The sequence below is a fragment of the Streptomyces sp. NPDC046759 genome (assembly GCF_040645475.1).
Taxonomy (GTDB): Bacteria; Actinomycetota; Actinomycetes; order Streptomycetales; family Streptomycetaceae; genus Streptomyces.
On sequence record NZ_JBEYYJ010000059.1, the window covers coordinates 1 to 22246 of the forward strand.

Consider the following 22246-nt stretch of genomic DNA (forward strand, 5'->3'; position numbering starts at 1 on the left):
GGTGAATAACCGCCTCAAGCACCCCACCCGCACGCGGTCTGCGCGCATCCTACACACGATCCCTTCACCATGCACACACATTTCGCAACCTCTCGTACCACCCCTGGAAGCGACACGGCGGCGGCCTCCCGAACGCAGCGCTGATCGGTCACGCTGCCGTGCGTCCCAGGCGAAGCCGTCCGGTCGACTCCGCTTCCCGGCAAAGGCGTAGCTGAACGAGGCTCCTCGCTCAGCGGTGGGCTGCCATATGGTGGAGGCGGCGTGGATACCTCGGGCCACACCAAGGAAGAGCAGCCCCAGTGAGGCGGCCGATGCGACCCACTCCCCAGGCAACCGCGGCGCCGGTCACCAACATCGTCCACACCCACGGCCGCACGCAGTACGTGCACATCGGCAGTCCAACGGGGCTTGCCACCCTGAGCTGGCCGCTGCAGGCAGAAGCGTCGTAGGGACGCCGCCGCCCGGCAATGCCCGTTGCCTTCGGAGTCCTGTGGTCTTGGAGCGACGGGTACTGGGGGCCGGAGCTGTCAGACTCGCCCTGCGGGACACGTGCCGTCACGCGCTGGACGACGGTCGGTACGGCAGCCTGCTGCTTCCAGCCCCCGCTCAGCAGTCGCTGTTCGATGCGTTGGATTGAGACGCCTGACACTCAGACGACGATGCCCACTGGCACTCCCCCGCAGACCATCAGTCGCCGACCACAGCGCCGACACTTTCCCCGCGCTGATCTCGAGCCCCGCCTCCGCCAGCAGCCGGCGCATCTCGACCGCCTGGAGCAGGACGAGAGGCGTCGGCAGAGAGGATCAACATTTCGTGACCTTGGTCCCCTTGGTGTATCAGTCCAGAGGTCCCCGTGGTGAGCCTTCTGGCGGCCGGGTGTTGGCCAAGCGTGCAAATGACGTGCAGCGGCGGTGGCCAAGAGCGACGATAAGGGCGGGCGAACGGTCGTGACTGTTATTCCGTGTCTACAAGTCGTTGCCTTCCTTACAGCCTCGGGGAGCACGGGTGTAGCGGTCATGCCGGATGTTCTCCCTGGAATCGCGTTACCTGCTGGAGGAACCCAATGACCGATCGGCCTGGACCGCAGCTGCCCGACGAGCCCGAAGGCAGCGCGGAGCAAATCCCGGCACCGGCGGCCATGCCCGTCGAGAGTGCGAAGAAGGCGGAGCGTCCGTCCCCTCGGCCGGACGTGTCCTACACTCCCGTGTCCAACGGCATGGACTACCTGGTGAGCGTCTTTCAACACCTGACGGAAGGTGCGACACCTCCGAGCGCCCGTGACCTCAAGTACACGGTGCTTCACCTTCAGGCGGCCACCGAGGTACTGCTCAAGGCCCGTCTGGCGCGCGAGCACTTTAGCCTTATCTTCGCCGACCCCACCGAGGCGACTCACGACGCGTGGCAGAAGGGCGACTTCAAGAGCTGCGGCACCCTGGACGCGTTCGACCGGCTCCGCAACATCGCCCGCCTCGCAATCGAAGAGGACGACCGGAAACGGATCAAAGACCTATCGGACCACCGCAACGCCCTTCAGCACTACGGGCTGATGCACAACGCGTACGCCATCGAGTCGCGTGCGGCGAGGGTGCTCGACTTCCTGATCGCTTTCATCCACAGACACCTCATCCCGGAACTCGAACCCGCCGAAGCTAAGGGCGTCGAGCAAGACATGGACTCGTTCCGGTTGAAACTCAAGGGCATCGAGACGCTGGTCAAGCAGCGCATGAATAACCTCCGGAGCGAGCTGGCCAAGGTCACCGACGTGACGGTGAAGTGCCCCGACTGCGAGCAGTGGGCCTTGGTCGCTAACGGCAGGGACGAGGGCCCGACCTGCCTGTTCTGCCACCAGGTATGGCCGCAGGATCCAGAGTCCGCAGCCGCCAACTATGCATGGATCATCTTGGGGCTGGACAACTACTCCGCCATCAAGGACGGTGGAGACTCTCCGGTGGTCGAGTGTCCGGACTGCGAAATAGGCGCTCTGGTGATCGAAGCGGTGACCGCGGCGGGCCAGCCCGATGCAACGCCCCTGTGCTTCTCGTGCGGCACCGTATTCAAGAACTTGATCGACTGTGAAGGTGGTTGCGGGACTGTCCTCGACATCGGCCCCGACGAAGATGCGATCCACATATGTCGCAACTGCATTGAAAACCGCTACGCGCGGTTCTGATGGCCAGGCCCAGCCACTCGTCATTCGCCCCTCGTGAGAGGAGCCCATGGCTCGACGGCCGCACGAGGCAGCCCGGCATGAATGTGCGCTCCTGACGGGCTGTCCAAATGGAGATGGTCACCCTATGCGATCACTCGCAGGACGCCGCACCTGCCCGCCATGCTCAACCCGAAGGGGGGATCCCGCGTGATCGTGCTGCCGCTCGTCCCCGATGTTCCCGTCTACGGCATCGGGACGGCAGACCAGCCGTTCCCGGCAGTGGTCGGTATTGAGGAGCCGTTCGACTCGGCGCACGCGGAGATTCCGAAGGAGCTCCGCGAAAGGAAGGAACGCATCGAGGCGTTCACCCAGCAGAAGCGGACCGCGGTGGCGGCGGTGAACAGTGGGGTGCCGCTGGAGGAGGTGGCCCGGTGGGCGGAAATGCCCACCGAGGTGCTGAGGAGGATGCTGACGGCAGGCAAGCAGGAAACATGCGGTGGTATTGGCATCACAGGATCGTGAGGCTCACGGACGCGGACCCGACGCTGGAGGCGGCGCCGAGCACGAACCGCTGATCCAATGCGGCCTGCTCCTTCACGCACCGGTTGGCAACCGCCGGATACAGGCCGCCGATATGCCGGCATGGCGCCAGCGGCGGACAGGCCGGTGGTTCTTGACTCCCCGGCCTGCTTCGCTTCCTCATTCCCGCAGCACGATCTGCTCCGTGCCTCCACCGCCTACTTGGCGCGACCCCTTCGGCGGCGCTCCCAACAAGCTTTGCAGCCTGTACCTCTTTTCGTCCGCTGGTCGGGAGTAGTGGTCCACTTGTGGCCGCAGGCTGCGCAGCGCCAAAGACACTGTTTCCCGGAACCTGGCCCAATATCCCAAGCTGTAAGCATCGCGTCATCGATTACCTTGACCAGCTCTTTCGCGAGGTCGGGGTTGAGGTCAGCCAGCGATTGCCCTGCAGCGGGGCGCCGGCGTGCTGCGCCGCGGCGTTTCACGCTGCATGGAGGACAGCCACTCTTCCGACCTGGGATTGTGCGCACGTTTGGAGTCGCCTCCCACTCGTGGCCACAGACCGAGCACTGCCACAAGCACTTCAGCCCGCTGCCTCGCCGGAGATCTTGCGCGGTCATCAGCGGGTCGCTGATCACCTTGACGAGTTCCGCAGCAACGTCCGGTTCGCGATCCTCGAGCGACTCGCCGGACTTCGGACGGATGATCGCTTGAGCGAGTTTCTGCCGCCCACAGTCCGGACACCCTTGTCCGCGCAGCGTCCGCTTATCGAGCCTTGCTTCCCAGGTACGCAAACACATCTGGCACTGCCAGACGCAACGGTCTGTGCAGCCGGGCGGCATCCAGTCCACACCTCGGCCTGGGTGATCAAGATTGCGCCGGAACTCGTCCGCAAGATGTGGGGCAGCGTCTCGAGCCGATGGGCTAGGAGGCGCAGCGCAGACCTCGGACCACCTCCTGGTTGCTGCGGTAAGTGCGCTTGTGATCCCATCCTGGTCAAGGTCTTTCCAAGCGATGCCTTGGGCATCGAGCGATCGCCCGATCACTCGAGCCCATGACCAGGCGTTGAGCCCTGGCGCTACTTCGACGTGCACGTAGCCGTCTACGCCTAGCACTGGAAGGCCGCGATGACGTGCTCGAAGGACGGCATGCCCATTGGCAATCAGTTGCTGCGTCTTACGGGTATCCCGATCGACGCCCTCCGAGGACGCATGGCTCCCCATCGGGTCCAACTCGATGATGAGCGGCACTTCGGGCAGCCGAAGGTCTACCTCGCGGCGTCGTCCGGTGGCAAGCGTGACTGTCTGATGAAGCTCTACGACGAGCCCGGTAGCGGCAGACAGCAGCGCTGCGACCTCGAACTCCAACCGGGAGCGGCCGTGAGTCCTGCAATCGGGGCAACCATTTCCTGCGGTCCGGTCAACAACCCGCGCGGACCACAGATGCGCGCTGTCGCACTCCCATTCGCAGAGATAGTGGCTAGCCGGACCGAGACGATCAGGACCGCGGCCCGGCATCTCGATGTTGCGGCGGAACTGGCGTGCGATGTCGGGCCGTAGCGCCTTGAGGGACTTGGCGGGAGACGGGGCCCTATTGGAAGTCCGGTGACACTCAGGGCAGCCGGTCTGGTTGGTACCCGTACGGCTACTGAGCTTAGCCGACCACGTTGAGGAGCATGCGCGACACTTCCACCGACACAGGTCGGCAACGCCGCCACTCATAGCCTCCCACGGTGTACCGGGCCGGCTCAGGTTCTCAACGAACTCGTCCGCGACAAGGTCGCGACGACACGCCAGGCACAGCGGATGCTTGGCCCTGTTCCGGGCTCCACACTGCTGGCAGCGATCGGGGTCAGGCTCTGACGCAGATGCGATACCACTGCCAGGCCCAGGAGGTGGCGGGGGCGGCACGCTTCGGGCAGCCAGGGCGTACGGCTCCCCAGTCTCCTTCATCCGCTGGCGCACGGTCTTCTTGCGGGCGTTGCCCCTGGTCACGGACCGATCTCCTTCTCGGCGTGCCCCACGCGCAGCGCCGTGATAACGGCATGACCCAACCACTCGCGAATCGGAGATCCTTGGCCAACTCCCAGACAGCGTGGGTTGAGTTCCGGAGTCGCACAGGCTGGCGAAGTCAGCCGTCAGTCACTCTAGCGTGACTGTGCGTTTCTGTCCGCAGCTTGGTGAAATGGCAGCAAGCCGCCAACTGGGGGCTGATTGGTGACTTACGCCTCTGGCGGACTGGTCCCGCCCCCGCGTGGGCCAGGGGATGGCCGGTGCGGGGACTTGGCCCTCTCCCGTTACTGCTGGCCGAGCCAGGCGAGAATCAGGCCACCAATAACGGTGCCCGTCGCCTGGACTGCGACGTGGACCGCGAACTCAAGGAGTCGCTGCCGCTTGCTGGGCTTGCTGTTGTGCATGAGATGTCCCCTCTCAACTGATGAAGCTTGAGAGAGAGCCCGCCCCCAAGATACCTGCTCAGCTTGCGGGTTGAAGGCCGAGCCCCGAACCCTGTGAGACGCACCACGCGAGGGAGTAGAAGGATGCGCACCAGCGCACCTCGCGATTCAATGAGATGGACGTCAGAGCGCGACCGTGCAAAGAAGGGCGGTCATAGAAAGTCCTCCCAGACGGTGCCACCGTCAGCCCAGGTCCACAGCCATTCGCGTAGTGAGGCGGTTGCATGGCGCAGGCCGCCGCGAAGGCTTGCACCAGATCCAGCCATGATGGCGGCATGCATGCCGTCCAGTACATCGGCGCCGACAAGTGGTACACCCTCACCGGCGGCACCGCCCTCATCCCCACCGGGGCCTCGCTGCCTACACCGTGACCTTCTTGGCCGCATCCGCCGTGGCCAAGGCGTCGGCGTACCCAGCCGCCGCCTCACTGTCAGAGGGTGGCGTTACGCTCGCTGGCTCTAGGACCGAAAACGGGTGGGGCATGAGGGACAACGCATCGATCCACGTCGGCAGTCTTCTCAGCGGAGATGACCCGATCGATGACGCCAGCCAGGACTTGCTGCAGCGTGCGGACCTCGCTGATGTGTTCGCCGTGGAAATCCGTCGAACGTCCGCGAAGCACGGCGCAGTTGTCGCACTGACGGGGAAGTGGGGTTCGGGCAAGACGTCGCTGGCGAATCTCACCTGCAGCGCTCTGGACGCGGTCGATGACGTGCACGTCGTCCAGTTCAACCCGTGGTTCTTCTCCGGCACGGACCAGCTCATGCGGTTCTTCTTCGACGAATTGGCCGGGCAGTTGCGGGACGGGCGCCGGCTGAAGGACAAACTCAAGGACGCGGGCCGCACCGTCGCTGAGCGGCTGGGCAGGTACTCAGCCGCCCTGTCGCCACCGAAGTTCGTCCCCGGAGCCGGCGTCGTCCTGGACGGCGCAAGCGCGGTCGCCGCGGGGACGTCGAAACTCCTTGGCGAGGAACAGGGGACCATCCATGAACAACGAGCGCAGCTCACTGAGCTCCTGATCAAACTGCCAGGACGGATCGTGGTGTTCATCGATGACATTGACCGGCTGTCACAGCAGGAGATCCGAGATCTCTTCCGCCTGGTGCGTCTGACCGGCTCGTTCCCGAACATCGTCTACGTCCTGTGCTTCGACCGCGAGGTGGTGGAGGCGGCGTTGACGGATGAGGCGGTCAGAGGATCCGCGTACCTGGAGAAGATCGTGAAGATGTCGGTGGAGGTGCCGCCGCTGCCCACGCAGGCACTCTCCCCGGTCATCGCGGAAGGACTGGCACAGGCGCTCGACGGGATCGAGTCCGGGCTGTTCCATGCGTCGCGGTGGCCGGACGTGCTCGTGCAACTGATTCTCCCGATGTTCTCCACCATCCGGGATGTGAAGCGGTATCTGGCATCGGTGCCACTGGCCGTGCGAAGCCTGGGTCTGGAGGTGAATCTGGTCGACGTTCTGGCGCTTGAGGCCCTTCGCGTGCGCTATCCCGCAGCGCACGCGATGCTGCCGACTGCCGCAGACCTGCTGGCGCCAGCCAAGACGATGTACCGGCCCAGCACGGACCGGGCAGCACGTGAGGAAGCGTTCGTGGAAGAGTTCACCGGCCTCTTGAACGGCCACGCCCGGACGGTCGTCCACCTGCTGTTCCCGGCCGCCGAGCGGCTTTTCGGCGGCCCGAATTACGGCTCTGACTGGATCCCGGCCTGGGAGCGGGACCGGCGGGTCGCCTGCAGCACGGTGCTGGACTTCTATCTCCATCGCAGGCTTCCGGCCGGACGGGCACCCGCTGCGGGCATCGACCAGGCCGTGGCCTGCATCGGCGACGAGAGCGCGCTCGACGAGGTACTGGGGCAGGTGCCGGATGCCCTGCTGGACGACACGCTCAAGCGTCCGGTCCCCCATTGTCGCGACCTGCCTGAGGAGAGCGTGCTGTCTACGGCTGCGGCGTTGATGCGGCAGCTGCCGCGGGTCCGGCTGGGCTCCACGGGCATGTATTCCCCCGGCGGTGAATGGGCGGTGCTGAGCCCGGTGAGTGTTCTGCTGCGCAACCTCCGCGGCGACGCGGTTGATCCCACCGTCCGCAACCTCTTTCACGGCATCCCGAGCCTGTACGGAAAGGTCCTTCTGCTCGACATCGCCGCGGGCCGTCCAGGCAAGCAGGGCTTGATTCCAGATGAATCCGCCCGGTTGCTCAGGCAGGAACTTGCCTCCCAGCTCCGCACGGCTGGGCCCGAGGACCTTGCCGACGAGCGGATGCTGCTGCGAACGGTCCTTGTGGCAGCAGCAGACGGTCCGCCTGTCCTTGAGCCGGCCTTCGATGCCCGCGTCGTCGCGCGCCTGCTGGAAAGCGGAGTGGCGCCGGTACACAGCCAGACGATGGGTAGCGTGGCCGTGCGGACCGAGAAGCAGCTCAGGTGGGACTCCCTGGTGAGCGTCTACGGCGGGGAAGCGCATCTGGCCGAGGCCGTCGCGTTGTTGCAGCAGTGCCTGCAGGAGGGGACGGTCGAGCTGAACGAGGACCTGGCGGCCGCTCTGGCTCTGTACGAGAAGTACGCGACAGGCTGGCGCCCCAAGGAGTTCTGACCACGCACCATGCTCCGCGGGCGGCTCGCGCCACGTCTTCCCCATCACCGACTGCCCGCCCACCGTGCTTCGTAGCGTTCTGGCACCAGCTCAGCAAGGCACGGCCAGTGCGGAGGCCTGCGGTCAGAAGGCCCGCACCGCGCAGTGGCGCGGTCGTGCGGTGGAACGCCAGCATCGCCTGCACCGCCAAGGACTGCCCGGGAAAGGGCCTTGCCGTATTCAGCGGCAGCAGGATCGTGGTGCTCTCAGGTCCAGACATACCAAGTCGGCAAGAGCAAGGGGCTGCTCAACCAGCGCTCCGCCACAATCTTCCTGTTCGTCGCGCTGACCGGCATCGGCGCCAGCTTGTTCGCCATCCTCACCGTGAATTCCTGGCCCGTGGCCGTCACCGCCGGGGCAACCGCCGCCGGCTTGTTCGTCGACCGAATCATGGAATGAATCTGCCTCAGCGTGCCCACAACCACCTCGGTCAGTCGCGGCACTGTGCCGCGACGGCATGCTCGCCGGGCGTTACCAGTGGCGCAGTGCCTCGGTCAGTTCCTGACGCCATTGATCTCGCCCGGGATCGTCGTCGTCTGGTTCTCCGCCCAGGGCGAGGACCTGGTCGGTGATGTCGTAGGTGATGCGGTAGGCAAGCAGGGATGTCGCTGCCTCCAGCCAGTCCTCTGTCTTGCGGGTCGGCGCAACCGGGCCGAGCACCGTCACGAACCACATGGGCAGCAGTGACCTGGCCCGGATCGCCTCCGCGATGCGATTGCGCAGTTTCTGGTACAGCTGCTTCTGAGCCTCGATGCCTTCGGTGAGGAGCTCGGCGTCGCGCACCCGCGTCTCACGGTCCCGGGCCAGCGCGGCCCGCGCACGCCGGGCGTAGGGGGCACGGTGGCTTGCCGTTCGAGCGTACTGGTCAGCCTGGTGTCGGGCCGTGGTGAAGGCCTGGCTGGCCTGCTCGTGCTGGGGTGTGCCGAACGCTGTGCTGGCCAGGGTTTCGGCAGCAGTCAGGACTGCCGCGTACTGCTCGTTGCGCTGCTCGACGGCCTCTTGGTGGGAGCGGATGGAGGAGGAATTGCTGTCCCGCTCAACGTGTGTGAGAAGCATGGCGCGGGCTGCGCGGGCTTTGCCGGCGAGTACGCCAAGGGCGCGCCACGAAGCGGGAAACGAGTCGAAGTCGGCGCGGGGCATCTTGTCCGCGGCCGCCAGGTTCGCCTCCATCAGCTGAATGCGCGCGGTCAGCTTCTTCAGGGCCCGGCCGGTGTCGGCGATGTGTCCGCGGGCTTCGGTGTCCAGGTCCTCGAGGTTGCTGCGGACTTCGTCGGCCTTGTCGTCGGCGTCGCTCACCGCGCTGCGGATGCTGCGGAGTTCGTGTTCGAGGTCGTCGATGTAGCCGAAGCTTGTCTTCAGTGACTCCAGGTCGTTTTCCAGGTCCTCGATGCGGCTGTCCAAGCTCCGTATCTTGTAGCTGTAGTCGTCGCTCAGGCTCACCTGGACTGTCCCTTCTTGACCGCGTCGCCCGGTCCTTCGCTGACGGTGACGGCGAGGACGAGCCACCCGATGATGGCGAGGATCACGAACCACAGTGAGATCACGCTCAAGGTAATGAGCGCGACCAGCAAGCACTCCAGGTGCAGGCCGATGGTCAAGTGCCGGTAGAAGCGGTGGTTCTTGTCCGTGACCTTCTGGAAGGAGAGGGACAGTGTGGCGATGCAGTGGGGTACCAGCACCACCAGCCACCAAGCCGAGTGCCCCAGGGCGAAGGTGAGCACGATCAGCGCGAGCGCGACAGCGGTCTGCCCCAGCCACGAGATCCGCACGATGCGCTCGCTCAGCTGCCGCTCGGGCTCAGCAAGCTTGGCGGGGATGGTCTTTTCGAATGCCAGGAGCTCGTCGGCCGCCTGGAGCAGCCGGGCGTACTCGGCACCGAAGTTCTCATCCCCTGCCTCATACCGGGCCGTCTCACCATGACGGGCGAGAAGCCTTTGCTGCAGTTGCCGGTACTCGGCTTCTATCTCATGCCGTACCTTGCTCACTGCTCCGTCCCCCTGACCACGGACCGACGTCTGACGTCCAAGGCCTTCCCACGGGCAGTACGCCACAGCCCGAAATTGATCGACGGTATCCAGCCGTATTTTCGAGGTCCGTTCCAGTCAGGACAAAGTGGGTGCCCCGGCCCGGCATCACACTCACCATCCTGAACTGAGTTCAGGACAGTCGCCAGCCGCAACTTCTTCTCACTGGTCATCACTCTCATGCTCCCGTTGTGCCGTTCCTTCCTTGTAGAGCAGACGGCAAGGCAAAACGTCCAAGGCGAGTGCGCCGGCATCCCACCGCTTCGTCGCCGACGCAAAGCTACGGTTAACGGCGCTGCGCTTCTCTCGATCGCCCACACTGGGACTGCCGCCTCGGATGGTCCCCGCAGACGCAACTCCGCCCGCATGACCGGCCTTTGGATGCGTGCTGCAGGGTGTCTTCGGGCGGACGACCTGCGAACTCCGCGCTCAAGCCCCGGCTCGGGGTCTCACGGCGCCCGGCGTGGAGGCGCTGTGCCCTACCGGCGGAAGCCTCGCCCGGGATCGCGGACGCTGTGGCTGCCGAAGGGCTCGAACCAGGCGGCCGCCCTGAGGTCGCCCACACCCATGGACTGGTTCGCTAGGTCCTCCGGGTCTGCGATACCGCCGAGTTTCGGGTCGAAGAGCATCAGGACGTCGTGGTCCTGGAACAGCAGATCGGCACAGTCGTCCCAGCTGTAGTCGTCGCCGTGTTCGGGGAGCGTGTGGTGGGGATCCGTGGGTGGGCGATCTTCCAGGTGGGTGGGGGCGTCCTCGATGGCCAGGTGCAGGGCCATCTCCTCCGCAGTGCAGGTGGGTTCGGGCCACTTGCCCCGGGCGAGGTCTGCGGCCAGGTCGTCGAAGGCGCGCGCCATGCGCCGCCGCCATCGGTGGTCGGCCGTCCAGGTGAGCGGAGGCAGCCGGTCGAAGACTTCCCAGGTGGTGGCGTCGGCGTCCGGCAGGAACTGGTCCCCCAGGCGGTGTGCGTCGTCGTAGGCCTGGTCTGCGAGGAGAACGAGGGCTGTGTGGAGCAGGTCGGCGGTGCGGGGGGTGAGCTGCCAGCCGCACTCCTCGCAGTCGGGGTCCTCGCCCTTGCAGGGGCAGTCCCGTACGGCGAAGAGGGCTGCGAAGTTCGGCGTCTGCTCACCGGCTGCGGGCCTTTTGCGCTGCTGGCGCAGGCGCCAGCCGTGGACGAACCGGGTGACGACGGGCGCTGCGCTCCAGTCGGCCAGTTCGTCGCCGTCTTCGACGCTCAGCACCTCTGCCGAGCTTTGGTCTTCCAGCGTCTGGCTGCCAGTGACGTCGCTGTCCTCGGTGAGGGTGATCACGGCGCCGGCCAGGTCGCGTGGGTCGTCGTCGCCGAGTTCGGACGCCGGCAGCGGTTCCCAGCCGCGGCGGGCAGCGGCGTGAAGGAGCGCGTCTTCGTCGGTGATGTGGAACTCGCGCAGGTGGGTGATCCGCACGACCTTCCCCGGCAGGTCCTTGAGCCGCGGATGGCCCGCCGCTGCGGGCGCTGCCGAGGAATCCGGTTCGTCGTCGAACGGCTCCGAGTCCGGGTCCGTCGCCGTGAGCAAGGTGCCGGGTTCTGCGGGCCAGGTCCCGCTCGCGGCTCGCGTGACGGCCTGGCGCAGGGAGCCGGCCGGTGCATCCGGCATCTGGGCCGTCAGAGCGGTCAGTTCGTCATCGACGGCTGCGGCGTCACGCAGCGCCAGGACCCGGCGCAGAATGCCTGTCGCCTCGAAGGCGTGCTCAGGGTTTTTGCAGGTCAGAACGGCGGTCAGAGAACTGGGCCCGTGGTCGTGCGCCAGCAGGGCCAGCACGCGGCTCTTGCTGGAGGTGTGTTCGCACAGGAACTCGATGGCCCGGGCCACGGTCGGCGATGACGTCATCGCGGGACTCCAAAAGAGGAAGAGCGCGGGGCACACCGGACGGGCGGCGCACGCGCACAGACAGGAACCCGCTGGTGGACACGGTGCGGCCGCGTCCCCGGACGGTGAAAGAGGCAAGTTGGGGTGCCAGTTGGTGTCCTCGCTACGAACGAAGACCCGGACTCGGCTGACACAGACACTACCCGCGCCTGGCGGCGCGTACCCCGGACATCTACAAAAGAGCGGGATTTGCCGGGCACCGCCACCGCCACGCCAAAGGTCTGTCGCAAGCGGAAGAGCGGCACGCTGCGGTAGGAGATCGTGCAGCGTCTGTAACGACGGCGCGATGGGACCGTGCTGAGCAGTCCACGGGCGGCGAGTGTGACGCGGCGCAGCTCGTCGGCGAACCGGTTGGCCACCTCAGCGTTCCAGGCGGCCGTTTCCTCATCCTGGTCGGGCAGGAGGCGCGCGAGCGTCGTGCACGGCGTCACGCGGTTGCGTCGGGTCAGGTCGACGTATTCGTCCTGGCTCTCCGCGATGACAGTGATCACGCGCCGGAAGCGGTCCTCGTGTTGCTGCTTGATGCGCGTCAGGTCAGCGACGGTGTGGAGGGTACGGCCGTTCTTGCCGTCCACTTGTTCGTGGTGCGTGGGGCAGAGGATCAGCAGGTTGTCGAAGTCCGCGCGCTCCTTATTGGTCATAGAGGAGTCCAACCGTGCGGACCCCTTCTTGGCACCGCGGATCTGTGCGATCTCGCCTACCCAGTCGTCATTCTCGTTGAGCAGCCGCGTTCCGCAGCCAGGCTAGGCGCATTCGTTCCCGCTCAGTAGCCATAGCTCTCGGGAAACTTCTGTTCCTGGTGCCAGCCGCTTGGGTGCCTCTGGTTTGTCTACCTGCTTGGGTTGGGGGGGCGGGCCCGCGTCGTCGATCTGGTGGCCATGGTTCCTCTCGTTCGCGGTGTGCTGCTGTAGGTTCTCAACTTCAGTGTCAGGCGCCGACCCTGTGACCTGGATATTTCCCTTGAGTCTCACGATGTGTCGGCAGGCGGCTGTCTCAGATCGGTGTCATTTCCTCAGGCTGGCCAGCAGGCTGCAACGCGGCCCGGGGCGTCACGAACCTGCATCGGCAACCATCCGTTCCACCCACTCACACACCTTCGTTGCACACGAACGTCCCGAGCGTCGTCGCCGACAAGGGCCTGCGGGACTACGGACGGGTTGATCAGCCCATAATTGGAGTCAGTGCCGAGCGACCCGGCGCATCGCACCCGCCCCGGGTGCACTCACCGCGATCGGAGAGCATCGTGAAGAACAGCGCGTTGTGGCGAGTGGTTGACAACGAGAGTGGTACCCAGTCCATCGTCAGCACGCCCTCCGAGGCGGTCGCGTTCGTCAACAGCCGGTTCGACACCGATGACGACGACGAGCCGTTCAGCATCACCAAGGTCGGCCCTCTCCTTCCGAAGCCGCTCGGGGTCATCACCGCATGGGCAGCCAAGAAGGACGGCGAGCGAACCGACGGGCGTACTGCCCCGATCACCATCAGGCCGGTTGTGACGGACAACGCCAGCGAGTGCGATGACGTCGTGCTCTGGGGCGACGTGTACGTCTCCTGGGACCACGACATGTACACCGTCGAGGAGCCGGACAGCTCCGAGTACAGCGAGGCTTACAGCGCCGCCGAGTTGAGCGCGATCCTCGACGAGTACGCCGACGACTACGAGTACGCGCCTGAAGGGCCTGAAGGGCCCGACAGCCACAGGTGGCCGAAACCGGAAGAGTTGATCACCTACGGCGCCCAGGAGTGTGCCAAGCGGTTCGGGCACCTCGACGACGACGCCCTGCTGTGGCTCGCTGCCACCCGCATCACGCTCGCCGTGTGGCGCAACACACCCGTCGAGAACTGGCATGCCGGGAAGAGTCCGCTGCACGACGGCACAATGATGCGGATCAACACGGCAACCACCCGACTCGTGCGCTCGATGCTGTCGTTCGACCATGTCGACTGGATCGGTCTCGGTCTCGCGATCGTCAACCCGTCCCGGGTTCTACCGACCGGGCAGTCTGTGCTCGAGCTCGGGCTGGCCTGCCACAACCCTGACGACCCGGCACACGAGGTTGATCCGCGCGTAGAACTCGCGGGGATGGCACAGGTCGCGATCTCATGGGGGCGAAGGTACTGCCTTACCGAGAAGGAGTTCGGCCTGCGAACCCTGATCGAATCCTTCTGCGCGTCCGACAACGGCTGGTTCGGAGCACCGAGTTGGGGGCGCATCGTCGATCGGTTCCTTACGGCTGTCGACGACCGGGAGAATGCGCACTGGCGCATACACCGGGACAAGCCTTGGTTCGACAAGTGGTTCACCAACCGGCCGGCCGACATTGCGGACACCACGGAATTTCGTCGGCTGCTCCTTGCCGGGCCCGACCTGCTGTCCGAGGAGGCCGCCGAATGGTGCGTGGAAGGTGCCATCGGCTACGTCTGCCAGGACGACCACGCAAACGGCTGCCCGCGGTGCGGTATCCCGCTGGCAACGGAGTCCTCAAACGAGTGACGGCAGTGGCCAGCGATTCTCAATCCGTGTCAGTTCGGCCAGTCACATGACATCGCGACTGAGAAAATGACACGGGATCTGAGAACCTACAGCTGCAGGGGTTAGGTCTGGGCCATGTCGACGAAGCGGGAGTAGTGGCCCTGGAAGGCGACGGTGATGGTCGCGGTGGGTCCGTGGCGGTGTTTGGCCACGATGAAGTCGGCCTCGCCGGCGCGGGGGGAGTCCTTCTCGTAGGCGTCCTCGCGGTGCAGGAGGATGACGAGGTCGGCGTTGTCCTCGAGGGCGCCGGAGTCCCGCAGGTCGTTGATCATGGGTTTCTTGTCGGTGCGCTGCTCTGGGCTGCGGTTGAGGGTGGAGATCGCGACGATCGGCAGGCGGAGTTCCTTGGCGAGGAGTTTCAGGCAGCGGGCGATCTCGGAGATTTCCTCGTAGCGGGAGCCGAGCGGTCTGGTGCCGTAGGTGAGCAAGTGGACGGCGTCGACGACGATGAGCTGAACGCCTGCCCGGGCCTGCAGGTAGCGGCAGTGGGCGCGCAGGTCGTGGACGTTGGAGTAGGCGCCGTCCTGGATGTAGATCGGGGCGGCGCTGACGTCGGGCATCCGTCGGGCGAGGCGGGTCCAGTCCTCGTCGGTCATGGTGCCGGAGCGCATGTGGTGCAGCGCGACGCGGGCTTCGGCGGACAGCAGCCGCATGCCGATCTCGTTGCGGTCGGCTTCGAGGGAGAACACGGCGCTGGGCAGGTTGTGCTTGATGCTGGCGCAGCGGACGAAGTCGAGGGCGAGGGTGGACTTGCCCATAGCGGGCCGGGCGGCGATGACGGTGAGCTGGCCGGGGTGGAGTCCGCCGGTGAGGGAGTCCAGGTCGGTGAAGCCGGTGGGCACGCCGGGCAGGGTTGCGTCGCGGCCGCCGGTTGCCTCGATCCAGTCGAGGGTGTCCTCCATGACGTCGCCGAGCGGGCTGGCCGGCGGTAGCAGGGGGCGCCGGGTGGTGGCGGCGAAGATCTCGGCTTGCGCCTGGTCGGCGATGCGGTCCACGGCGTCCAGGTCGGCATCGGAGGCCAGGTTCTCGATGTGGATCGCGGCGATCTTGGTTCGGCGCAGCATGGCCGCGTTCTGTACGCGGTCGGCATTGGTCTGCCAGCTCCGAGCAGAGGAAGGCCCGTTGACGAGGGCGGTGATGTAGGCGGAGCCGCCGGCCTTCTCCAGGCTGCCCTGCTGGGTGAGGCGGGCGGCTACGGCGAGCGGGTCGGTGGTCTCGCCCCGCCCGTACAGGTCGAGGATCGTCGTGCAGATCAGATCGTGGGCGGGCCGGTAGAAGTCGTGCCCGTGGAGGGTGTCGACAATGTCGGCGATCGCGTCCTTGGACAGCAGCATCGCCCTCAGCACTCCCTTCTCCGCTTCAAGATCGTGCGGATGGTGCAGTGCGGCGTCGTTGTCGTCGATGGTCACCCCGGTTCCCTCTCCCCCATGTCCGTTTCCCAGGTCCCGCTGGCCGCAGCACGCGGCATCAGGTCAGAGTAGCCACGCTCGGGTCTGCATGATCACCGTTTCGGCCTGCCCACCGGAGGAGGGGTTGGTCTGCTTCGCACGGGAGTTGACGGGCCTGTCGGTTCAGAGCCGCCTCGATGGCGGGGTCGGGCGGCGCAGTTGTCGGCTCCGGTCGTGGTGTACGTAAGCTGTCCGGCATCGGGGGCAGCAAAGGAACCTGGGAGGGGTTTTCCTTCACCAGACGGATATGGCGCACCGTGCCCGCACCGAGCACGTCATTGAGCCCTTGCACCAGCCGGTCCGCCACGAGCCGTGTGTTGGTCAGCCAGGCAGCCGAGGGGCCGGCCAGGGTGAGCGTCCCGGTCTCGGAGTCGAAGTCGGTGGGGACCACGTGCTGGGCCAGGGGGCCGGCCACCGAATGCCAGGCTGGCAGCGGCGAGGCCTCGGACACGGCGAACAGGTCAAGCAGGACTCGCGCGAGAAGGACCGGCGGGGTCCGTCCCCGCACGCGTTGCCGGCGGACGGCGGGGGCGCGCGCGCTCGGTGAAGCGGCCCCGCCGGGCGTCCTCGCGAGCCCGGCGCAGGGCCAGTGCCGCCAGATCGACGCGTGCCTCGCTGCCCGGGTGCTGGTCGTTCAAAGTTCGACCTGGCGGAGCGCCGGGGTACCCCAAACCCGGACGACGCTGTGGTCGGTGAAGGCGTACACCAGCCGATAGGCCGGCGCTGCCTGCGGACCCTGGTACAGCCGGCTCAGGTACTGCTCGGCTTCGGGCTCGCTGTGGCGGGGAGTGCCGCACATCTGCCAGGCCAGCCCGTTCCACATCTCGGGGACCCAGCGCTTCCTCGGCTGCGGCTGGTCCTCACGGATCCTGTGGCTCGAGGGCACGCGTGCCGACGCCTCATCGTCCTCCCCGCCGGCGGAGCGCGGATTCGGTACGCGCGTCTCCGATCGCCGGCGGGTCTCGCACAGCAGACACAGGTCCGCGGCGTCCGGGTCGACGAGGCCGCCCGGGTGCTCGGGACAGCGGGTGGTCGGCTTGGAGGTGCTGACCGCGTCGTCCAGCAGGGCCAGGGCCCGCTCGAGGTCCTGGCGGATCTCCTGAGTGTTGGTGTCGGCGTCGTGGTCTTCGAGTCGCTGCCCGTGCTCTCCGGCGACGCGAAGGGACCGTCCCAGGGCGATGAACTGGGCATGGTTCATGCGGTTCTCCTTCATGCGACACCGAGACGGCAGGGGCTTGCCGGCCGCGGTCCTACGGCTGCTGAACCGGCCTGGACGGCGAAACGCACGGGAAGGCCCCCAAGATCTCCTTCATCATGCCGGGCTGACAGCCAGGCGACCGGACCGGCCAAGGCGGGCACCGTAACCCTGGCAGCGTGCACGACCAGGACCGCCATGGCCAGCAAACTCGCTACGCTCCCTTACGGCCCACCACCTCCGACCAGCACAAACCCCGCACCTGCTATAGCAGTCGGCGTGAGAATGACCTGGCCTTTCGTCACCCATGTCAGCAACAGGTGAGCACCATCCATCAGTGCCAACTACCAGGTCACCGAGGCTGCACCACTGACATTTAGATGACGATGCCCAGCTGACACTTCCCCGCAGACTTTCACCGGCCACATCACCCCGTCGCCCACCGGCCCGCAGAGCTACCCGCCGCAGAGCGCCGCCCGCTCCACCCTGGCCGCACAACCGGTCGGGGAACCAAAGCGTTCTGAGGTGCGACTTCGCCCGGGAGGCAGGCATCGATCAGGCGACGGTCCGATCCTGGCTGGGCCGGGTAGACGTCTCGCCGGGTCAAGCACAGCAAGTCCCATGGCTCCTGCGGGCCGATCTTGCCGACGCCCGCACGGAGGGTCCTTTCGCCTGGAGATCCCTGCTCCGCCCTGTCCCCCGGGCAGAGCGCCCAGCCGCCGAAGCGAGCACGGGGAACCGGCGCGAGGTGCTCATGGCCATCACTCCGCGGCCGGCTTTCTGCCTGCAGCCCTTGGTCCCTCGACCGTGTTCGTGCCGACCGAGATCACCTTGGAGTACTTCCGGCTGGCCGACCGGCACGTCCTGCCCCTAGTCGACGGCGCATGGACGCACCGGATCACCGCCTCAGACTTCACCCGACCGCCCGGGCGCGTGCCCGCGCCCGGTGAGGACCCGGCCCTCCCCGCTCCGGGGCACCGAGACGGCCACGAGCAACGACCGGAACCACAGCCGCAGGGCCCTGGGCGACCCGGAACGCGACGCCTGCGAAGCACTGCGCTGCATCTACGCGCTCTTCGACTCGATGCCGGTCAACCCGGGTGCCGACAAAGACCGCGGGAGCGCAGCAAAGCTGCTGGAGAAGCAGCAAACGGCTGGGGCAGTGACAGGGCTCTTCCCGAGCGAGCCACCAAACAGTACGTCCCCGGGCCCCGAGGGACTGCACCCGGCGGCTTCCGTCCCGGCTTCGCCGCCAAGCTGACGGCCGAGCGGCCCGAAGGGCAAGACCAGGCCGCGCGTGCCGCGGGACTGCGTGCCACCCTGCACGCCGGGAGCCGACATCCACCCACGTCGACCGCCGTACGCGCAATGCACGGTCAATGCCCGCTGAGAGTACGGTCTAGGTGTGCTTCAACGGCTACGGTGAGGGTGGAGGTGCTTCATGGCCGAGTTGTTCGATGCGGTGGATACGCTGGTGGCGTCCCGGTCCTCCCTGCCGCCGCCGGCGGAGCGCAGGCGGCTGCGCCACGCCCATGCGCTCACCCTCGACGAAGTGGCGGCCGCTCTGGACGTGCGGCGCGCGACCGTCGGCGACTGGGAGTCGGGCAAGACCGAGCCGCGCCCGCCGCAGCGGGAGGCCTACGCGCACCTGCTGAAGCAGCTCGCCGAGCTCTACCCCGCCCCCAAAAGCACCGGTACACCGCAGGAAGCCACCGCGGCGCAGTAAGGAACCGCTGCGCCGCAGCCAACCGACGCCGGCACGGCGCCCGAGGCCCCACCTGTGCCCACCGGCCCCATGCACGAGGCTGCGGCCCCGGCCGCGTCCGACACCACCGCGCCCGATGACTCCGCCGCCGCTACGACCCCGGCCCCGGTTGCCAGTCCCGCCCGGCGCGCGCCGCCCGGCCGCCGCAGACCACGCGCCGTCCGGTTGGAGCGCGAGGTCCGCGCCCGCTGGCAGCACCAGATCCGGGCCAAGGCGAAGCAGACCGCGGCCGCCACCGGCGGCATCATGATCGACGTCCACGCCCGTTTCGGCTACACCGCCGCCCCGCCAGCACCGACGGCGCCCGCATACACCACCTCACCCTCGCCCTGCCACCCCACCACGCCGCCCGCCCCTCTACGGCCCAGGAAACCGGCCTCGCCGAAGACCAGCTCCACCAGATCACCGCCCAAGCCGTCGGCGAGGTCTACTTCCGCGACAACGGCCGCCGCGCCCACGGCCTCCAAGTCGAACTCACCGACCTCCTCGACCTCGAATTCGAGCTCCAGCCAGGCCGGCACACCCCGCAGCGAGCAGCAGCGAAGCCACTCGCGGGGGTAAGGCAGTCAGACACGTGCTGGATCACCGCACGTCGGCGGCCATGGTGCAGATATCTGCCCCGGCTGCCCGGACGGACACCACACCATGAGGGGCGGCGTGTCTCACCGGAGCCGGACGTGACCATCACCCACGCAGGCGAGGAGAGCCATGGCAGCAGGGGCGCTACGGACCAAGCCGCTGGCGGGAGAACTGACCGCGTCGCTGATCGGCCCGTCGCGGCCCGCTACGGCCAGCCGGCCGCGCATGTGCTGCGCCTGTGGACGTGCCGCAACTCCCCTGTGCGGCATGACGGCGGCCAGGTGCGGGCCGACGCGGAGGCGGGTGCCCAACGCAGCAGGGCGGGGTGTGCTCGCCGAGCTGTGCGGGGTTGAACCGGCGGTGCTGGCACGCGCTCTGCCCGCCATCACCGTGGAAGACCCCAACGGGCGCGACTGTGCCGCACGGCCGGGCAGATGGCCGGGATGACCGCGATCGTCTTACACGACCTGGGCAGCCGCCGGGAAGCCCGCAGCTGGTTCGCCACCGCCGCCCGGGCCGCCGCCGAATCCGGCGGCGACCAGCTGCACGCCTGGGTCCTCGCCCGCGAGGCCATGGTCCCGCTCAACCACGGCGCCCCGAAGGCCGACCTCGCCGACCAATCCCGCCACGCCGCCGGCTCCCGTCCCACCGCTGCGGCCACTCTGGCGGCCGCCGTCACCGCCCGCGCCTACGCCCTCAACCACCAAAGCGAGCAGGCCCGCGCCGCGCTCGAGGCCGCCAACGCCCGCATGGCGAGGCTCCCAGAATCCGAGCGGTCGGACACGTGGCTCACGTACGGCGAACAGAAGCACCACGTCCACCTCAGCCACGCCTACACCACGCTTACAGACACCCGCCGCGCCCGCGAAAGCCAGCAGCGCGCCCCGGAGCTGTCCGCGCCGACCAGCACCCTGACGCGCACCCCGCTGCACATCGACGCCGCAGCTTGTGCCCATCACGACGGCGACAGCGAACAGGCCTGCCGTCGCACGATCACCGCCTTGAACGGGCTTCCGGACGGCTACCGCACCGGCCTGGTCCGCCGCCGCGCCCAGGACCTGTACGAGGCGATCCCCGCCCAGCACCACCACGAGCGCGCCGTCCAAGAGTTGCGGAACGTTCTCGTTGCCTGAGACGGGGTGGCCCGTGCCTCGTCAGGTCCGCCGGCGGAACACGCCGCGAAGCTTGCCCGGTGCCTGGTCTTCCTGCGGATCCCGCGGCGCGGCGGCCTGACGGCTCGATCTGCTGTGGCCGTCCGGCACCGACACGACTGGATGGCTGTATCGGCGGCGCACGGCCGTGCTCGAGTCCGCGTTCACCGCCCGCCGACTGTCGGCCGCGTGGGTGCTCGGCCCGTCGACCACCGTGAGCGAGTGGCTGACATTGGCGCCGGTCGGGATGGAGGGCGTGTTGTAGACATAGTCGCCGGGGCAGAACTGCGTGCCCTGGCCACCTGGCCGAACCAGAAGCAAGCCCGATACGCACCGGCCGCGCAGACAGGAGGAGCAGGGTTCCACTGCTGAATCTGCGGGGCCGGTGCATGACTCACGTACCCTGCGGTGCGTCCGATAAGCCCGTTCCCTCCCAACACCCGCAAAAAAGCGTCTCTTTCACGCCAGTGGGCCCGGCCGTGTCGGCCGGGCCCACTCATTGCTCGCGCGTGGCGCGCTCCTCGCGCCGGGTGCCTTTCGTCTACCAGCGATACCAGCGGCCCTTGCGGCCGCCGCTGTCCGCGGAACGGACGACGAAGCCGAGCAGCCACACGATGAGCACGATCACTGCGATCCACCACAGTGCCTTCAGCGCGAAGCCCGCGCCGAAGAGGATCAGGGCCAGCAGAAGAACCAGAAGCAGGGGAACCATCGTTATCAACCTCCTGGCCACCGGATGCCCTTACTTCAGCCCTACAAGCACACAAAAGATGAGTTAGTTTCAAGGGATGAGGGGCATATGCGCGCCGCACGCCGTGGACGGTTCCCGCTTTCTCGCACCTCACGCACCGCTGACACGCAGCGTGTATGCCTCAAAGCGATGCCGTGGCCTTGGATTCGCCGGGACCGCGTGTACAGCCGACGCCCGAGACCGGCAACCGAGGGGACTCAGCCGCACGACCGCCATCAAAAGGCCGAGGTCGGGCCCAACAGCGCGCCACTGGCAACGAGGTGAGTGACGCCATCGCTCCCCGCGAGCGAGCAGTCGTCTCAGGCAGTGGCGGACCCTTGCTGGTTCGTTTCTCCGGTGAACCCCCACCTGCCATTCGAGGGGATGCCTCTGACAGTACGCCCGCACCGGCGCGTCAGGACCGCTACCTGTCTTGATCAGCTTCATTGCCGATCGAGAGAGATGAGCGAGGCGTCCTGCAACGCGACGGCCAAGACGTCGTCCAGGACGAGAAGCGTCGCGCAACCAGCCGTCACCCCATACACCGACAAGCCCCCCTCCCAGCGTCATGTTGGGGTCTCGGGGTGGGACCGCAGTCGGCTGAGGTGCGTGGCCGACTACGGCCCCGGGGGCCGCCTCGTCCTCCGGCAACACGAGGCGGCGGCCCAGGGGTCAGGGCAGCAGGACGGCCTTGCCCTTGTTGCGGTGGGCCTCCAGGTCGGCGTGGGCCTGGGCGGCCTGTGCGAGGGGGTAGGTGCGCCAGATCGGCACGGTGAGTTTTCCGGCGGCGGCCAGCTGCACCAGCTCCGGCAGTGATGCCCCGCTCTGGTCGGCGCTGCCGGCGCTGAAGCGGACGCCGTGCTGCTGGGCGGACATGTCGGCGATGGTGATCACCTGGCCCGCATCCCCGGTCAGGGCGACGGACTCGGCGAGCACGCCCGCACCGGAGGCGTCGAAGACGAAGTCCACTCCGCCCGGCGCGGCGGCCTTCACTCGCTCCACCCAGCCGTCGCCGTAGCGGACGGCGGTGGCGCCGAGCGCGGTGACACGCTCGATGTCCTTCTCACCGACCGTGCCGATGACGGTGATGCCGCGGGCGACGGCCAGCTGCACGGCGACGAAGCCGACGCTGCCGGCTGCGCCGTGGAGGAGCAGGGTCTGG

General features: G+C 67.3%; 17 protein-coding genes and 2 pseudogenes. 8 read left to right on the plus strand and 11 right to left on the minus strand.

What is annotated here, in order from left to right; genetic code table 11:
* Nucleotides 1-1063: 1063 nt before the first annotated feature.
* Nucleotides 1064-2170, plus strand: a complete 1107-nt coding sequence (locus ABZ919_RS40805; RefSeq protein WP_361259196.1) for a hypothetical protein — start codon at nucleotides 1064-1066, stop codon at nucleotides 2168-2170.
* A 186-nt stretch (nucleotides 2171-2356) separates the two neighbouring features.
* The gene (locus tag ABZ919_RS40810) at nucleotides 2357-2671 is read left to right on the plus strand and encodes a hypothetical protein (protein WP_361259199.1); all 315 of its coding nucleotides are present in this window, start codon (nucleotides 2357-2359) and stop codon (nucleotides 2669-2671) included.
* 215 nt (nucleotides 2672-2886) lie between these two features.
* Here the strand turns inward: ABZ919_RS40810 and ABZ919_RS40815 are convergent, their stop codons facing one another.
* A complete protein-coding gene (locus ABZ919_RS40815; protein WP_361259236.1) occupies nucleotides 2887-4620 on the minus strand; it encodes a zinc-ribbon domain-containing protein in 1734 nt (577 codons plus the stop codon).
* A 984-nt stretch (nucleotides 4621-5604) separates the two neighbouring features.
* Between ABZ919_RS40815 and ABZ919_RS40820 the strand changes: the two genes are divergently transcribed.
* Nucleotides 5605-7713, plus strand: a complete 2109-nt coding sequence (locus ABZ919_RS40820; RefSeq protein ID WP_361259202.1) for a P-loop NTPase fold protein — start codon at nucleotides 5605-5607, stop codon at nucleotides 7711-7713.
* Between the two features lie 210 nt (nucleotides 7714-7923).
* Complete coding sequence (locus tag ABZ919_RS40825) at nucleotides 7924-8151, plus strand: hypothetical protein (protein ID WP_361259205.1); 228 nt, start codon at nucleotides 7924-7926, stop codon at nucleotides 8149-8151.
* Between the two features lie 72 nt (nucleotides 8152-8223).
* Here the strand turns inward: ABZ919_RS40825 and ABZ919_RS40830 are convergent, their stop codons facing one another.
* From ABZ919_RS40830 to ABZ919_RS40845, 4 genes are all read right to left on the minus strand, one after another.
* Nucleotides 8224-9192 carry a hypothetical protein gene (locus ABZ919_RS40830; protein ID WP_361259208.1) on the minus strand — a complete coding sequence of 323 codons (969 nt, stop codon included), beginning with the start codon at nucleotides 9190-9192 and terminating at the stop codon, nucleotides 8224-8226.
* Nucleotides 9189-9737 (minus strand): hypothetical protein, encoded by a 549-nt coding sequence (locus ABZ919_RS40835; protein ID WP_037775682.1) that lies wholly within the window; start codon nucleotides 9735-9737, stop codon nucleotides 9189-9191. The genes ABZ919_RS40830 and ABZ919_RS40835 overlap by 4 nt, the downstream gene beginning before the upstream one ends.
* Before the next feature lie 518 nt (nucleotides 9738-10255).
* Nucleotides 10256-11644, minus strand: coding sequence for a hypothetical protein (locus ABZ919_RS40840; RefSeq protein ID WP_361259211.1), 1389 nt, complete (start codon nucleotides 11642-11644; stop codon nucleotides 10256-10258).
* Nucleotides 11641-12324: a hypothetical protein gene (locus ABZ919_RS40845; protein WP_361259214.1), complete on the minus strand. Its 684-nt coding sequence runs from the start codon at nucleotides 12322-12324 to the stop codon at nucleotides 11641-11643. Before ABZ919_RS40845 ends, ABZ919_RS40840 begins: the two co-directional genes overlap by 4 nt.
* A gap of 602 nt (nucleotides 12325-12926) precedes the next feature.
* Here ABZ919_RS40845 and ABZ919_RS40850 point away from each other — a divergent pair.
* The gene (locus ABZ919_RS40850) at nucleotides 12927-14177 is read left to right on the plus strand and encodes a hypothetical protein (protein WP_005322175.1); all 1251 of its coding nucleotides are present in this window, start codon (nucleotides 12927-12929) and stop codon (nucleotides 14175-14177) included.
* A gap of 101 nt (nucleotides 14178-14278) precedes the next feature.
* On the opposite strand, the pseudogene dnaB reads toward ABZ919_RS40850, so the two are convergent.
* The 3 genes and pseudogenes from dnaB to ABZ919_RS40865 form a co-directional block, all read right to left on the minus strand.
* Nucleotides 14279-15589: pseudogene (gene dnaB / locus ABZ919_RS40855) on the minus strand (replicative DNA helicase); the annotation flags it as partial.
* Between the two features lie 94 nt (nucleotides 15590-15683).
* The gene (locus ABZ919_RS40860) at nucleotides 15684-16115 is read right to left on the minus strand and encodes a DciA family protein (RefSeq protein ID WP_361259218.1); all 432 of its coding nucleotides are present in this window, start codon (nucleotides 16113-16115) and stop codon (nucleotides 15684-15686) included.
* A 183-nt stretch (nucleotides 16116-16298) separates the two neighbouring features.
* Nucleotides 16299-16862 carry a hypothetical protein gene (locus tag ABZ919_RS40865; protein ID WP_361259221.1) on the minus strand — a complete coding sequence of 188 codons (564 nt, stop codon included), beginning with the start codon at nucleotides 16860-16862 and terminating at the stop codon, nucleotides 16299-16301.
* Between the two features lie 1438 nt (nucleotides 16863-18300).
* Here ABZ919_RS40865 and ABZ919_RS40870 point away from each other — a divergent pair.
* The 3 genes and pseudogenes from ABZ919_RS40870 to ABZ919_RS40880 all read left to right on the plus strand — a co-directional run bounded on the left by ABZ919_RS40870 (nucleotide 18301) and on the right by ABZ919_RS40880 (nucleotide 20336).
* Complete coding sequence (locus ABZ919_RS40870; protein WP_361259224.1) at nucleotides 18301-18585, plus strand: helix-turn-helix transcriptional regulator; 285 nt, start codon at nucleotides 18301-18303, stop codon at nucleotides 18583-18585.
* A 186-nt stretch (nucleotides 18586-18771) separates the two neighbouring features.
* Nucleotides 18772-19130: pseudogene (locus tag ABZ919_RS40875) on the plus strand (XRE family transcriptional regulator); the annotation flags it as partial.
* 507 nt (nucleotides 19131-19637) lie between these two features.
* Nucleotides 19638-20336, plus strand: a complete 699-nt coding sequence (locus ABZ919_RS40880; protein WP_361259227.1) for a hypothetical protein — start codon at nucleotides 19638-19640, stop codon at nucleotides 20334-20336.
* 21 nt (nucleotides 20337-20357) lie between these two features.
* On the opposite strand, the gene ABZ919_RS40885 is transcribed toward ABZ919_RS40880, so the two are convergent.
* The 3 genes from ABZ919_RS40885 to ABZ919_RS40895 form a co-directional block, all read right to left on the minus strand.
* A complete protein-coding gene (locus ABZ919_RS40885; protein WP_361259229.1) occupies nucleotides 20358-20675 on the minus strand; it encodes a hypothetical protein in 318 nt (105 codons plus the stop codon).
* 220 nt (nucleotides 20676-20895) lie between these two features.
* Entirely contained in the window at nucleotides 20896-21066 is a 171-nt protein-coding gene (locus tag ABZ919_RS40890) for a hypothetical protein (RefSeq protein ID WP_037661814.1), read from the minus strand.
* Nucleotides 21067-21756: 690 nt separating this feature from the next.
* Nucleotides 21757-22246, minus strand: a 490-nt coding sequence (locus ABZ919_RS40895; RefSeq protein WP_361259233.1) for a zinc-binding dehydrogenase, incomplete at its 5' end; no start/stop codon positions are given.